The 13,754-nt window shown below is 57.7% G+C and carries 12 protein-coding genes and 1 riboswitch; of the genes, 9 read left to right on the top strand and 3 right to left on the bottom strand.

Features of this window, described 5'->3' with window-relative positions:
• Nucleotides 1–10: 10 nt before the first annotated feature.
• A complete protein-coding gene (gene kdgD, locus H1Y61_RS17775) occupies nt 11–916 on the bottom strand; it encodes a 5-dehydro-4-deoxyglucarate dehydratase (protein ID WP_174112677.1) in 906 nt (301 codons plus the stop codon).
• A gap of 199 nt (nt 917–1,115) precedes the next feature.
• Between kdgD and H1Y61_RS17770 the strand changes: the two genes are divergently transcribed.
• The 8 genes from H1Y61_RS17770 to H1Y61_RS17735 all read left to right on the top strand — a co-directional run bounded on the left by H1Y61_RS17770 (nt 1,116) and on the right by H1Y61_RS17735 (nt 10,406).
• Nucleotides 1,116–1,856, top strand: a complete 741-nt coding sequence (locus H1Y61_RS17770; protein ID WP_174112678.1) for a FadR/GntR family transcriptional regulator — start codon at nt 1,116–1,118, stop codon at nt 1,854–1,856.
• An 82-nt stretch (nt 1,857–1,938) separates the two neighbouring features.
• Entirely contained in the window at nt 1,939–3,318 is a 1,380-nt protein-coding gene (locus H1Y61_RS17765; protein WP_174112679.1) for a M20 family metallopeptidase, read from the top strand.
• 78 nt (nt 3,319–3,396) lie between these two features.
• Nucleotides 3,397–4,323, top strand: coding sequence for an ArsR/SmtB family transcription factor (locus H1Y61_RS17760; RefSeq protein WP_174112680.1), 927 nt, complete (start codon nt 3,397–3,399; stop codon nt 4,321–4,323).
• A gap of 209 nt (nt 4,324–4,532) precedes the next feature.
• Entirely contained in the window at nt 4,533–6,056 is a 1,524-nt protein-coding gene (gene arfA, locus H1Y61_RS17755) for an arabinosylfuranosidase ArfA (RefSeq protein WP_180574897.1), read from the top strand.
• Nucleotides 6,057–6,104: 48 nt separating this feature from the next.
• Nucleotides 6,105–7,205 carry an ABC transporter ATP-binding protein gene (locus H1Y61_RS17750; protein WP_180574896.1) on the top strand — a complete coding sequence of 367 codons (1,101 nt, stop codon included), beginning with the start codon at nt 6,105–6,107 and terminating at the stop codon, nt 7,203–7,205.
• 22 nt (nt 7,206–7,227) lie between these two features.
• The gene (locus tag H1Y61_RS17745) at nt 7,228–8,148 is read left to right on the top strand and encodes a carbohydrate ABC transporter permease (RefSeq protein WP_235680957.1); all 921 of its coding nucleotides are present in this window, start codon (nt 7,228–7,230) and stop codon (nt 8,146–8,148) included.
• Nucleotides 8,145–8,987, top strand: coding sequence for a carbohydrate ABC transporter permease (locus tag H1Y61_RS17740; RefSeq protein WP_180574894.1), 843 nt, complete (start codon nt 8,145–8,147; stop codon nt 8,985–8,987). The genes H1Y61_RS17745 and H1Y61_RS17740 overlap by 4 nt, the downstream gene beginning before the upstream one ends.
• A gap of 102 nt (nt 8,988–9,089) precedes the next feature.
• Complete coding sequence (locus H1Y61_RS17735) at nt 9,090–10,406, top strand: extracellular solute-binding protein (protein ID WP_180575191.1); 1,317 nt, start codon at nt 9,090–9,092, stop codon at nt 10,404–10,406.
• Between the two features lie 48 nt (nt 10,407–10,454).
• Here the strand turns inward: H1Y61_RS17735 and H1Y61_RS17730 are convergent, their stop codons facing one another.
• Together H1Y61_RS17730 and H1Y61_RS17725 are read right to left on the bottom strand one after the other, a co-directional pair.
• Nucleotides 10,455–10,931: a 6,7-dimethyl-8-ribityllumazine synthase gene (locus tag H1Y61_RS17730; RefSeq protein ID WP_180574893.1), complete on the bottom strand. Its 477-nt coding sequence runs from the start codon at nt 10,929–10,931 to the stop codon at nt 10,455–10,457.
• 126 nt (nt 10,932–11,057) lie between these two features.
• A riboswitch (FMN riboswitch) is annotated at nt 11,058–11,203 on the bottom strand.
• A gap of 122 nt (nt 11,204–11,325) precedes the next feature.
• Nucleotides 11,326–12,225 carry a LysR family transcriptional regulator gene (locus H1Y61_RS17725; RefSeq protein WP_180574892.1) on the bottom strand — a complete coding sequence of 300 codons (900 nt, stop codon included), beginning with the start codon at nt 12,223–12,225 and terminating at the stop codon, nt 11,326–11,328.
• A 213-nt stretch (nt 12,226–12,438) separates the two neighbouring features.
• Here H1Y61_RS17725 and H1Y61_RS17720 point away from each other — a divergent pair, with 213 nt between their 5' ends.
• Entirely contained in the window at nt 12,439–13,722 is a 1,284-nt protein-coding gene (locus H1Y61_RS17720; protein ID WP_180574891.1) for an NAD(P)/FAD-dependent oxidoreductase, read from the top strand.
• Nucleotides 13,723–13,754: the final 32 nt, after the last annotated feature.

The raw sequence follows: 13,754 nt of genomic DNA, 5'->3' as shown, positions 1-13,754 counted from the left end.
CTGTTGTTTCTTACTGTTTCCAGGGCTCGATCAACCGTGCCAGAATATCCACCTCTTCCGAGGTCAAATCCGTCAGGGGCGGACGGACCGAACCGGCGGCAAAGCCCTGAAGGCGAACGCCAGCCTTGATAGCCGCGACAGCATAACCCTTCTGGCGGCTGCGCAGATCCATGAAGGGGAAGAAGAACCGGTTGAGGATGCTTTCGCAGGCCGCCCGGTCGCCAGCGCGCAGCGCCTTGTAAAAATCGCAGGCCAGTTGCGGCACGAAATTGAAGACTGCCGACGAATAGGTGGAGAAACCGGCACCCAGATAGGCTTCGGCAAACAATTCCGCCGTTGGCATGCCACCGATATAGGTGAGGCGGTCGCCCAGCGTCGCGGTGATACGGCGCACCAGGCCGAGTTCGCCTGTGCCATCCTTGAAACCGATCAGATTGGGGCAGTCATCGGCCAGGCGCTGGATGGTTTCGGTTTGAAGCACGCAATTGTCGCGATTGTAGACGGTGACGCCGAAGCCGACCGCATCGCAGACCGCCTTGACATGGGCATAGAGGCCTGCTTGCGGCGCATCGATCAGATATTGCGGCAGCAAAAGAATGCCGTCGCCGCCAGCCTTTTCGATGCCCTTGGCAATTTCAACAGCAACACGGGTGCCGCCGCCACAGCCGCCGACAATGGGAACGCCGTTGGAGGCTGCTTTGGCGGTGGCGACAATGCGCGGAATTTCATCTGGTGAGAGTGAGAACATTTCGCCGGTGCCGCCAGCGGCAAACAGCACCGTCGCGTCATAGCCCGACAGCCAGTCGATATGCGCGCCATAGACATCCGGGTTGAACTCGCCCTTGTCATCGAAAGGGGTGACGGGAAAGGACAGCAAGCCTGCGCCCAGTGCACGTTTCAGTTCATTCGGTTCCATGGTCCGCCTCTCCTGCGTTCAACTGCTCCGTGCCACACGATCTTCTTCGCGAAAGACTTGAACGGGCACCTATCCTCGTGCTTTATAATGACTGCAACCGAGTCATATCATGATTTCTAGCGAAGTCATATTATGATTTAAAACACCTGTCCAGTCGAATTCCGTTCAATATTTGCCCTATCCCTTTATGGAGATTTCCATGGCCAAAGCCCCATCGCCGAATGAAGCACAGCGCAAGCCAAGGCTGGCCGAAAGCGTCATCGAAGCCTTGCGTGCCGATATCGTCGGCGGACGGCTGGCGCTCGGCACGCAATTGCCGACCGAGCCGGGGCTGATCGAGCGGTTCGGGGTTAGCCGCACGGTGATCCGCGAGGCCTTGGCCGAACTTCGGGCTGCTGGGCTCGTCGATGCCCGCCAGGGCAAGGGCGTGTTTGTTGTTGATGACCTGCCCGGACAGGAAATGCGCCTCAGCACGGAAGAGCAGCGGAGCATTCCGAAAACTCTGGAAATGCTGGAATTCAGGGTGGCGATCGAGACGGAAGCCGCAGCACTTGCCGCCGTGCGCCGCTCTTCGGCGCAGGAATATGAGATCCGGGCGGCCAATGAGGTGATGGCGGATCTTGTTGCTGAAAAAGCGCCGACCTCCAAGGCGGATTTCGATTTTCACCTGGCCATCGCCCGGGCCACCAATAACAGCTATTATCTGAGCGCTATGCAAAGCTTTGGCCCGCAGGCCATTCCACGCTCCAACCTGCCCAATCTGGCCTCTTCACGCAGCGAAACCTATCTTTCACAAGTGGTGGAGGAGCATGGCCGGATTGCTGATGCCATTTCCGGTCAGGACCCACAGGGTGCGCGCGCCGCCATGCGCGAGCATATCGAGAAATCCCAGGAAAGGCATCGGGCGCTGGCCCGGAATCTGCGCAAGGAGGGCGGCTGAGGCGCATAGATGTTTGCGCTTCTGCTTTCCTATCCTCTATGGTCTTGGCATTGCGTCGCAAAATAATCAAAAGGCAGGTTTTATGACCAGAGAGATCTTCATCCGCAATGCGTCCGATTATGCGCTTGGCGGCAAGCTGGCCGAGGATTTGGCCCAGCTTATCGCACGCCGCTCGGTTAGCCAGTCGGAAGGCAGGCCAGAGGATCTGCAAGCCTATCTGGTGCAGGATATTCAGCCGCTGCTGGCGTCGCTGGGCTTTGCCACGGAGATTTTCACCAATCCGCGAGAAAATGGCGCACCGCTTCTGATCGCCAGCCTGATCGAGGACGACAGCCTGCCGACCGTGCTGATCTATGGACATGGTGATGTCTGTAATGGCGAGGCGCATCGCTGGCGCGACGGGCTCGAGCCTTTCGTGCTGCATCAGGAGGGGGATAAGCTTTACGGGCGCGGCACGGCGGATAACAAGATCCAGCATCTCATCAATATCAAGGCGCTGGAACTGATTTTGAAGGAGCAGGGCAAGCTTGGCTTCAACGTCAAGATTATTATGGAAATGGCCGAGGAAACCGGCTCCTACGGTTTGCGGGAGTTTTTCCAGGCCAAGCGCGAAGCTCTTGCCGCCGATGTGCTGATCGCGTCCGATGGGCCGCGATTGGCCGCCGATACGCCGACCATGTTCATGGGCTCACGCGGCGGCTTTGCCTTCAACCTCATCGTTAACTTGCGCGACGGCGATCACCATTCCGGCAATTTCGGCGGCTTGCTGGCCGACCCGGCGATCATTCTCGCCCATGCCATTGCCACGATTGTCGATGCGCGGGGCCAGATCCAGATCCCGGAATGGCTGCCGACCAGCCTGACCCCTGACATTCGCGCTGCCCTCAAGGACCTGCCGTCCCGCAAGCATGACGCGGACTGGGGCCAAGCAGATTTGACGCCGTCCGAGCGGGTCTTCGGCTGGAATTCCATGGCGGTTCTCGCCATCTCCTCAGGCAATATCCAGGCGCCGCAAAATGCCATTGCCGGATCGGCGTGCGCCACCTGCCAGCTGCGGTTCGTGGTGGGAACGGATATGGAGGGCATTTTGCCTGCCCTGCGCCGCCATCTGGATGCCCATGGTTTTCCCATGGTGGCGGTGGAGCCAGCGCGGGGTGAAGCCTTCCGCGCCACCCGGTTTTCCCCCGATCATCCCTGGGTGCGGTTTGTCGAGCAATCCATAGCCCGCACCAGTGGCAAGCCGGTTCATGTTCTGCCCAATCTGGCGGGGTCGCTGCCCAATGATGCCTTTACCGATATTCTTGGCCTGCCGACCATCTGGATTCCCCATTCCCATGCCGAATGCGGCCAGCACGGACCGAACGAGCACGCTCTTCTGTCGATTGCCGAAGAGGGCATGCGGGTGATGACCGGCCTGTTCCTGGATATTGGCGAACAGGGTGCGGCGCTGAAAGCTTTGTGAGGCCTCAGATCTGTTGATTGCATCAGAAATTCTGATATTTATTCGATAAGCACCCTAGTTTTCGGATAAATATCAACAATGAGCAGAAATTTTCTTGTGATCGACCCGGAAGACGGCATGGCGGTTCTGAAAGGGCTGGCCTCGCCACTCCGGATCGGAATGCTCAAGCTTTTGCATGAAAAAGGGGCGATGAATGTCAATGATATCGCCTCTGAACTGTCGCTGCCGCAATCCACTGTCTCCACCAATCTTCAGGTTCTGGAAGATGCGGGGCTGATCCGCACGGAGAGCCAGAAGGCTCGCAAGGGCAGCCAGAAGATCTGTTATCCGACCGCCGAAGAGGTTCTGGTCGTCTTCAAGAGCGAGCGGCGCAAGATCGACGCCCATGCCATCGAAGTCGCGATGCCGATCGGGCTTTATACCAGCTATGAGGTGACGGCACCTTGTGGTCTCTGTTCGCCCGAGGGCATTATCGGTTTGCTTGATGTTCCCAACACCTTCCTTGATCCGGAACGGATGAAAGCCGGGCTGATCTGGTTCACCAGAGGCTATGTGGAATATCAATTCCCCAACAATGCAAAGCTATCCGGCAGCAGCATCCGCGAAATCGAGATTGCCATGGAGTTGAGTTCGGAAGTACCCGGCACCAGTGCCGACTGGCCATCCGATATCACTTTGTCGATCAATGGCACGGATGTCGGAACATGGACCTCTCCCGGCGATTTCGGTGACAAGCGCGGTGTCTATACGCCCGATTGGTGGAAGCTGAAGGGCTCCCAATATGGCAAGCTGAAGAATTGGCGAATTTCGTCAGAGGGTACGTTCGTTGATGGCGTCAAGATTTCATCCGTCGATCTCAATGCTATCGATCTGCTGGCCCATCATTCCATCCGGGTGCGGATTGGTGTGCGCGATGATGCGCGCCATCCCGGTGGGATCAACATTTTCGGACGCGGATTTGGCAATTACGACCAGGATATCGTGCTCCGTATCCGAACAGAGTGAATATCAGCTTTGGTGATTGAAAGGTTTTCGGCGCGAATACCGACCGTCATGCCGTTGTCACATTGTTGTCATTGACATTTTGCTGTGTTGCAGCATTGATCTCCATGTCTTTTGGGTCGTTTTTCAGCTTGACGCTTTGTAAAAATCGCTATTTTATATCCGACAAGATGGTTTAAATCATCATATTGGATATGCATAGGGAGGATGACATGAAGGCGACCGTTCTGGCGCATGCCGATTTCAGCATTGCGGAGATTGATCCACGGCTCTACGGCTCCTTCATAGAGCATCTGGGCCGGGCGGTTTACACCGGCATTTATGAGCCCGATCACCCGAGCGCCGATGAAAACGGCATGCGCCGCGATGTCATCGATCTGGTGCGGGAGTTGAACGTGCCGGTTGTCCGCTATCCCGGCGGCAATTTCGTTTCGGCCTATAATTGGGAAGACGGCATTGGCCCCAAGGATCAGCGCCCGGTTCGCCTCGATCTCGCCTGGCATACGTCGGAGAGCAACGAGGTGGGCCTTCACGAGTTTGCCGATTGGTGCGCCTCTGTCGGGACGGAGATGATGCTGGCCGTCAACCTCGGGTCGCGCGGGCTGGATGAGGCGCGCAATTTTCTGGAATATGCCAATCATTCTGGCGGTAGCTATTGGAGCGATCTGCGTATCAGCAATGGCAGGCCGCAGCCTTTCGATGTGAAGCTCTGGTGCCTGGGCAATGAGATGGACGGGCCTTGGCAGATCGGCCACAAATCCGCGGATGAATATGGCCGCCTTGCCCACGAAACCGCCAAGGCTATGCGGACCTTCGATAAATCGTTGGAACTGGTGGTCTGCGGCTCGTCCAACGCCAAGATGCCGACCTATCCGCAATGGGAGGCGACCGTTCTCGACCATACCTATAATGAGGTCGATTATATTTCCCTGCATATGTATTTTGACAACAAGGCAGGCGATACGCCCAATTATCTCGCCCAGAACAAGAAGCTCGATGATTATATCGTCTCGGTATCGGGTGTGATCGATTTCATCAAGGCCAAGAAACGCTCATCCAAGAATGTCTATATTTCCTTCGATGAGTGGAATGTATGGTATCATTCCAACGAGCAGGACAAGGCAATCCTCCAGGGAAATGACGGCTGGCCCTTTGCGCCGCCGTTGCTGGAGGACATCTATAATTTCGAGGATGTGCTTCAAGTCGGGCTGATCATCAACACATTCATCCGCCGTTCCAACGTGGTGCGCATCGCCTGCCTGGCGCAGATGGTTAATGTCATCGCGCCGATCATGACGGCGCCGGGCGGTCCCGCTTGGCGGCAGACGATTTTCTATCCATTCCTGTTCGCCTCGGTGCATGGCCGTGGCACGGCGCTGGATCTCAGGGTGAAAAGCCCGACCTATACGGCGTCCGCTGTCGGTGAGGTTGACAGTCTCGACATTGCCGCCGTGCATGACACGGCGGACGGCTCGATTGCTTTCTTCATCGTCAATCGTTCAGAGGCGGCCATCGAGACCACATTCGATTTGCAGGGGTTTGGCACCGCGCCATCTATCGCCGATTATCAGGTGATGACCCATGCCGATTTGAAGGCGGTCAATACGCAGGAGCGGATGACGGAGGTTGCGCCACGTCCCGGCGAGGGGTTGGTTATCGACGGCACAAGCCTGACGGCGTCGTTTCCGGCGCTGTCCTACCAGATGATCCGGGTGAAGGTTCGGGATGTCTCTTAGGGGGCATGGATAATTCCTGACCTTGCTAAACCTGGGAGGAGGATAGCGATGACGGCACAGATCGAAATCAGCAATGTCAGCAAGACCTACGGTGCCATGACCGTGCTGGATGGCTTGTCGCTGTCCATTCCGGCCCATGAATTCGTGGTCTTCCTCGGTCCGTCGGGCTGCGGAAAATCGACCTTGCTGCGGATGATCGCCGGGCTTGAAAGCGTTGATGACGGCGAAATCCGCATCAATGGCGAGCGGATTGACGGACTGCCGCCCGGTCAGCGTGATGTGGCTATGGTGTTTCAGTCCTATGCGCTCTATCCGCATATGACCGTCCGCCAAAATATGGCCTTCGGGCTTGAGAATATTCAGGTTTCCCGATCGGTCATTGATGCGCGCATTGCGGAAGCAGCGCGGATGCTGGAAATCGATCATCTGCTGGAGCGCAAACCGGGGCAGCTCTCCGGTGGCCAGCGCCAGCGCGTCGCAATTGGCCGGGCGGTGGTGAAGGAGCCCAAGGCCTTTCTGTTTGATGAGCCTCTGTCCAATCTGGATGCGGCGTTGCGCACCCGGACCCGCATCGAGCTGGCGCAATTGCATCAGCGGCTGCGCTCGACAATGATTTTCGTCACCCACGATCAGACCGAAGCCATGACGCTGGCCGACAGGATCGTGGTGATGAACAATCGCCGCATCGAGCAGATTGGCACGCCGATGCAGATCTACGAGCGCCCGGCAACCCGGTTTGTTGCCGGTTTCGTCGGGTCGCCGGCGATGAATTTTCTAGATGTCACAGGCTTTGAACCCGGCAGATCCGGCATGATCGCCACCTGCGGTCAGAGCCTGCGCATCGAAACCCATATCAATCTGGAAAATGCAGCGTCGGCAGTTGCGCTCGGTATTCGCGCCGAGGCGGTTCACGTCACACCTCCTGAGGGTGGTGACGTCGATGGCACGATCGATGTACTGGAGCGTCTGGGTGATCGGACACTGATCTACACGCGATTGGCGGACGGACAGAGTGTGGTGGCCGCAACGGCGGGTCAAACGCGCCTGAAAATCGGCGATCACATTGGCCTTGGTTTTGACGGTGAAAAAGCCCATCTTTTCGATGCGGATGGCACCGCCCGGCATGCGGAGGTGCTGTCCGATGGCTGATCGCTCTTCTGTGCTGCCTGGTATGGGTCTTCGCCATCGTTCGGCCCCTGCGTCGATGAGCATCCATGCTCCGCGCTGGCGCCATGCGTTATTCGTGGCGCCTTACCTGACATTTTTCACCACGCTTCTGGTTTTTCCGCTGATCTGGGGCATCTGGCTGAGTTTTCATAAGGCCGATATGTTTTCGAGCGGGCGGTTCGTCGGCTTTGATAATTATCTGCGGCTGTTTCGTGATACCGTTTTCATTCAGTCGATCTGGAATACATTCTATTTCGTGGCGCTGACGGTGCCGACGCTGGCGGTGCTCGGGCTATTTCTGGCGCTCGCGCTCAACCGGCAGACGCGGACGGCGGCGGTTTTGCGAACCCTGTTCTTTGCGTCCTCGGTCTTGTCCGTCACCATTGTCACGCTGGTCTGGCGGATCGTGTTCATTCCGCAAGTCGGCTTGCTCGCCACCATTTTCAGTTGGTTTGGCGCAACGGCGCCCGCCGCTCTGTCCGATCCGGATTTGGCGATGATCGCGATTGCCATTGCCACCGTCTGGTGGTGCCTTGGCCTGCCGATGATGCTGTTTCTGTCGGCTTTGCAGCAAATCCCCGGCGATATCTATGAGGCGGCGGCGCTTGATAATGCCAGCCGCTGGCGGACACTGACGGCCATTACCCTGCCATCCATCAAGCGGACATTCCTCCTGGTGGTCATCATTCAGATCGTCTTGCAATTCCAGCTGTTTGGCCAAGCGCTATTGATGACACGGGGCGGGCCGAACAATGCGACCCGCCCCATCGTACTCTATATCTATGAGGTCACCTTCCGCCGCTGGGATCTCGGTCTCGGGGCCGCAGCCTCCGAAATCCTCTTCATTCTGATCCTGCTCGCCGCCATGGCGCAATATCTGATAACCAGACGCAATGGAGCCGGAAGCAGGGGAGACGCGGCATGAGCGGCTTTTCCTCTTCTCACAGCAGGCTTGGTGACCGGATCGTCCTTGGGCTGGTCGTGCTGTTATCCCTCGTGATGCTTTTGCCCATTCTCTGGGTGATCGGATTGTCGCTGAAGGAAAACAGTGTGCTGATGGCCGACCCCAATTCGGTGTTTCATCCGCCCTATATCATTGGCAATTATATCAATATCCTGCAAACGTCCTCGGTGTTTCGCTGGATTCTCAACAGCCTGATCGTTTCGATCAGCCTGACCATCGGCACGCTGATCCTGTCTTCGCTGGCGGGCTATGGCTTTGCCCGGCTGAATTTTCCGGGGCGCGACATTCTTTTTATTGTTGTGCTTTTCGGGCTGGCGGTGCCGGAGCAGGCGGTATTGGTCGCCCGCCACCAGATTTTCAGCATGCTTGGCCTGCACAATACCTATCCGGGCCTTGTGTTGCCCGGGCTATCCAGCGCTTTCGGCGTCTTTCTGATGACGCAATATTTCCGGGCCATTCCGCGCGATCTGGATGAGGCGGCCCTTCTGGACAATGCCAGCCGGTTCCGGATCTTCTGGAAAGTGCTTTTGCCTCTGACGCTGCCCGCCCAGGCGACGCTTGGCATTTTCACGTTTCTGGCGTCCTGGAACGACTATTTCTGGCCGCTGATTTCGGCATCCAGGAAGGACATGTATACGCTGACAGTGGGGCTTGCCTCAACCCAGACCAATTTCGGCCAGTCGGAGGGTCTGGGATTCCTGATGGCGCAGGCGGTGTTTGCTGGAGCGCCTATCCTTATCATCTATCTGTTTTTCCAGAAATATATCGTCACGGCGGTGTCGGGGGCAGCCGTTCGGTAGCGTTTGCCCTGACATTACAAGCAAGAAGATAACAGGAAACACGTGGGAGGAGAGACCATGAAAGCGACACCAATCAAATCGACGCCAGTCAAATCGAGGATCATGAAACTGATGCGCACCACCATTCCGGTGGTGGCACTGATGACTGCTCACGCCGCCTTTGCGGCGGAGCCTGTGGAACTGAACGTTCAAAGGTTCTTCGGCGCCTGCGATGCTGAATATGGCAGCAATACAGACGTCAGCAAATCGGTCGGGGAATGTGGGATCATGACCTCGCTGATCAACAAGTTCAACGCCGACAACCCGGATATTCATGTTTCGGTGGCGACGGTGGAATGGCCGGGCTACGACCAACTCAACGCGCAATTTGCCTCCAACGATCCGCCTGACATCGTCACGATCCATGAATCGGCTCTGTCGGATTATCAGTCCAAAAAGCTGATCATGCCGCTGGACGAGCTTCTCGCATCACAGGGCATCAAGCCGGAGACCTTTACCGAGGCGGCGCGGCAGGGAGCGACCAAGGACGGCAAGTTCTATGGATTGCCGATCGACAGCTGGACCATGCTCTACCATATCAATATGGATCTGTTTAAGCAGGCGGGCCTCGTCAATGCCGATGGCACGCCGATCCTGCCGAAATCCCCGGAAGAGCTTCTGGCCCAGGCCGAACAGTTCAAGCAGAAGACCGGCAAGCCTTATTTCGTGCAGAATCTTGCCAATGAGACGGCGCTCTATATGCGCAATCTCTATACCTATCTGTTTCAGCAAAACTCGGACTTCTTCGCTGATCCGACCCATATCAAGCTCGACACGCCTGAGGCCAAGCGGGTGGTGGAGATGTACCGGACCATCTTTGCCAAGGGCTATACCACCAAAGACATGGATTACGGCGCCTCGATCACTGCCTTTCTGGCCGGTGCCGGTGGAGTTCATCTGAACGGCACCTGGATGATCGGCGATTATAATGCCTCGGCTGCCAAGCCGGGTACGGCGCTGAACAAGGGCGGTTATGCTGTCTATCCCTATCCGCAGCTGTTTTCCGGCGATCACGCCCAGTTCGCTGATGGTCACACCTGGGCTGTTTCCGTCAAGGACCGGACGCCCGAACAGACCAAGGCCGTGGCGCGGTTCCTGAAATTCTTCGTCGATAATGATTTCGATTGGTCGCGCACCGGCCACCTGCCATCTGTTCAGGCTGTCCTGACTTCGGATGCCTTCAAGGCACTGCCGCATCGCGACACGGTGTCTGATATTGCCCAGCTTGGGCGGCCACTGCCGTCGCAAGTGCAGCGCCAGTTCCCGATCCAGGACATTATCGGCGAGGAAATGAGCGCTGCGGTGACCGGTCAGAAGGATGTCGATGCGGCCTTGAAGGATGCCCAAAGCCGGGTGAATGACCTGCTTGGCAATCTCTAAAACAAAATAGGCGAGCGCCCAAAGCCAAAAGCCTTGGGCGCTGCTATTTTACAGTGCTGATACCAGCACTTCGGCGCGGGCTGCCAGAATGGCGCGGCAGGCGGAGGCTGCTTCTTTGCCCTTGATGACGAAATGCTCCCTGAAGAAGGCGATATGCGCTTCGCTTTCCTGGAAGTTATGGGGTGTCAATACCGCCGAAAGCACCGGCACTTCGGTATCGAGTTGCACGCGCATCATGCCGTCCAAGACGGTGGCGGCCACGAAATCATGGCGGTAAATGCCACCATCCACCACCAGCGCACAGCCGAGGATGGCGCGGTATTGTCCGGTTTTGGCAAGCGTCTGGGCATGAAGGGGAATTTCCAAGGCGCCCGGCACATCCACAATGTCGATCTCGGCGGCAGTGCCGCCAAGCGCCTGCCATTCGCCGACGAAGGCGTTGACGCATTGATCAACGATCCCGGCATGCCAGCGGGCGCGGATGACGGCAATACGGTTTGGTTCAAGTCTTGCTGCGATAGTCATGTCTCTGCCTTTCAAGGGTCAGCCAAACGGAGTGGCTGGAACACCGCACGGAGGCGGCCAATTTTCCCTTGGGCGAACAGCAGGGCACACCCGTTCAGGAGACGGAGCTCCGCTGGGGTATTTCCTGCATGCTCTCTTCCATCCGGACTATACCGTCGGCTCCGGCATCGCACCGGATCTGCTGACCTCCCAGGTTGCCCTGAAAGCGCTCGCGGGCTCCGGGCAAGCCCGATACCGCCGGTGGGGAATTTCACCCCGCCCTGAGAACAGTTATAACATAGAATTGAAGTTGCAGAAATTGCAAGGCCGTTTTTCTCATTATTCGGTAGATTAGAGTTTGTCAGGGAAAAGTGGAATCCGGTTTTCCCGAAAAGACAAACGAAAACCAGAGAATTTAGCGTCTGTCGTCTGCGGTTTCTTCCAATATCCAGTCTCGAAACGCCTGCAAAGGTGGGTGTGAACCACGTTCATTCGGCCAGACGAGATAATAGGCCTCGGTGCTTTGCATCGGCCGGTCGATGGCCTTGACCAGGCGACCAGAGGCCATTTCCTCTTCGATCAGGAATTCAGGCAGCAGCGCGACGCCAAGCCCTGCCATCGCGGCTTGAGCGGCTGTAGCAAACTGGTCGAACAACATGCCGCGCACCTGGTCGGATTGCACGTCATTGCTGGCAAGCCAGCGTTCCCAGGCATCGGGGCGGGTGGTGAGGTGGAGAAGAGGGGCCTGGCGCAAATCAACAGCCGTTTGAAACCGGTAGGTGTCGCGCAGCTCAGGGCTACAGGCGGGAATGACGGTTTCAGAGCGCAGCAGCGACATTTCCGCACCCTGCCAATCGGCCAGACCGAAGTGAATGGCGGCATCGACCGGCTCCAGCCGAAAATCGAAATAGGAAAGCTTGGTAACGAGATTGATGGTGATGCCGGGGTGGCGGCTGAGAAATCTCGGCAGGCGCGGCGCCAGCCATCGGGTGCCGAAGGTTGGCAGGATGGCGAGATTGAGCGTCCCTCCGAACGGATTGGCCTTCAGCGTCAGCGATGCGGTGCTGATGATCCGCAGCGCATCGCGGATTTCGCGGGCATAGATATTGCCACCTGCCGTGAGCCGTATCGTCTGGCGTTCGCGGTGAAACAGCTCGACGCCAAGCTGCTCTTCCAGCGCCTTGATCTGCCGGCTGACCGCGCTTTGCGTCAGGCTCAATTCCCGCGCTGCCGCCGTGACGCTGCCGGTGCGGGCCGCGGCCTCAAAAGCCGAAAGAAGATGCAGGGAGGGCAGGAAACGGCGGGGACTTTGCATGGAGGCTCCGGGTATCACCAGATCAGATGGGAACATGAGATCGTCTTCTATAGGCGGTCTTTTGCCTGAGGTCATTCCATTTGGGAAAGAACTCTTGCAGAAACATCGATAATTGCGCACTGGCGGACTGGTTCGGCACTTGCTAGTGTTTCGCGAAATCATCGCTGCTGTTTGGCCCGGTTTCCGGTTCGGTTGCGATATAAGGGAACTGTCATGCAGGGGAATCCAAGATCGCACGGGCTATGGGAGCGAACCGCGCCATCGCCGCCGCCCACATCGGTGCTCACTGAACACCTGATTGCCGATGTCGTCGTGGTCGGCGGCGGCTATACCGGCCTGTCCGCCGCCTTGCATCTGGCCGAGGCCGGGGTTTCCGTTGTGTTGCTGGAAGCGGTCGAGATCGGCTTTGGCGGGGCGGGCCGCAATGTCGGGCTGATCAATGGCGGCATGTGGGTGATGCCGGACGACGTGCCGAAGGTGCTTGGCCCTGTGCATGGAGAGCGGGCGCTGAAGCAATTGGGCGAAGCGCCGCTCTTGGTGCGCGAGACAATCGAAAAACACGGTATTGCCTGCGAGTTGGAAACCAATGGCACGCTGCATCTGGCCGTCGGCAGTTCGGGGCTGGAGGAATTGCAGAACCGTCACCGGCAATGGGTGGCGCGCGGTGCGCCGGTGGAGCTTTTGTCTGCCGAGGAAACGGCGTTTCGCGTCGGAAGCACTGCCTATGCCGGCTCATTGTTTGATCCCCGGGCCGGAACGCTGCAACCGCTTGCCTATGCGCGGGGCCTTGCCGCTGCCGCCATTCGCGCCGGTGTGCGAATTTTCACCGGCAGCCCGGTGGTGGAAACTGAGCGGGAAGGCGAAAGCTGGGTGGTGAAGACCGCCTCCGGCCATGTCTCCTGCCGCTGGATCATCGTGTCCACCGATGCCTATTCCACCGGTCCCTGGAAAAACGTGCGGGAAGAGCAGATGCATCTTCCCTATTTCAATTTTGCCACCGTACCGCTTGGAGAAAATTTGCGGCGCTCTTTGTTGGCGAACCGCGAAGGCTGCTGGGATACACGGGAAATCCTGTCGTCTTTCCGCATGGATCAGGCCGGTCGCCTTGTGTTTGGAAGTGTCGGCGCACTACGCCATGGCGGGGCTGCGGTCCACCGCGCCTGGGCAAAGCGCAGCCTGAAGCGGCTGTTTCCACAATTGGGCGATGTCGAGTTCGAGACGGAATGGTATGGCAAGATCGGCATGACAAGCGATGCCGTGCCGCGCTTCCATCGGTTTGCCAAGCGTGTTGTCGGCTTTAGCGGCTATAATGGCCGTGGCATTGCGCCCGGCACGTCTTTCGGACGGACATTGGCGCAATTGGTTCTGGGCGAGATCGGCGAGGCGGATCTGCCCTTGCCGCTGTCTGAGCCGGAGACCATTGCGTTACGCAGTGTAAAGGAAATCTATTACGAAGCGGGCGCGCAAATCGCTCATCTGGCCGATAGCCGGTTCTGATCCATCCGCCACTCAACACCATTCACATACAA

The organism is Agrobacterium vitis (assembly GCF_013426735.1).
GTDB classification, from domain to species: domain Bacteria; phylum Pseudomonadota; class Alphaproteobacteria; order Rhizobiales; family Rhizobiaceae; genus Allorhizobium; species Allorhizobium vitis_D.
This window is presented reverse-complemented; position numbering and strand designations above follow the sequence as displayed.

What these genes read in the sequence shown, in the direction of transcription:
- H1Y61_RS17765 (WP_174112679.1), top strand. Translation starts at nt 1,939, where the DNA reads ATGACCAGAGAGATCTTCATCCGCAATGCGTCCGATTATGCGCTTGGC.
- H1Y61_RS17720 (WP_180574891.1), top strand. Translation starts at nt 12,439, where the DNA reads ATGCAGGGGAATCCAAGATCGCACGGGCTATGGGAGCGAACCGCGCCA.
- H1Y61_RS17770 (WP_174112678.1), top strand. Translation starts at nt 1,116, where the DNA reads ATGGCCAAAGCCCCATCGCCGAATGAAGCACAGCGCAAGCCAAGGCTG.
- H1Y61_RS17725 (WP_180574892.1), bottom strand. Translation starts at nt 12,225, where the DNA reads ATGCAAAGTCCCCGCCGTTTCCTGCCCTCCCTGCATCTTCTTTCGGCT.
- arfA (WP_180574897.1), top strand. Translation starts at nt 4,533, where the DNA reads ATGAAGGCGACCGTTCTGGCGCATGCCGATTTCAGCATTGCGGAGATT.
- H1Y61_RS17740 (WP_180574894.1), top strand. Translation starts at nt 8,145, where the DNA reads ATGAGCGGCTTTTCCTCTTCTCACAGCAGGCTTGGTGACCGGATCGTC.
- H1Y61_RS17730 (WP_180574893.1), bottom strand. Translation starts at nt 10,931, where the DNA reads ATGACTATCGCAGCAAGACTTGAACCAAACCGTATTGCCGTCATCCGC.
- kdgD (WP_174112677.1), bottom strand. Translation starts at nt 916, where the DNA reads ATGGAACCGAATGAACTGAAACGTGCACTGGGCGCAGGCTTGCTGTCC.
- H1Y61_RS17760 (WP_174112680.1), top strand. Translation starts at nt 3,397, where the DNA reads ATGAGCAGAAATTTTCTTGTGATCGACCCGGAAGACGGCATGGCGGTT.
- H1Y61_RS17750 (WP_180574896.1), top strand. Translation starts at nt 6,105, where the DNA reads ATGACGGCACAGATCGAAATCAGCAATGTCAGCAAGACCTACGGTGCC.
- H1Y61_RS17745 (WP_235680957.1), top strand. Translation starts at nt 7,228, where the DNA reads ATGGGTCTTCGCCATCGTTCGGCCCCTGCGTCGATGAGCATCCATGCT.
- H1Y61_RS17735 (WP_180575191.1), top strand. Translation starts at nt 9,090, where the DNA reads ATGAAACTGATGCGCACCACCATTCCGGTGGTGGCACTGATGACTGCT.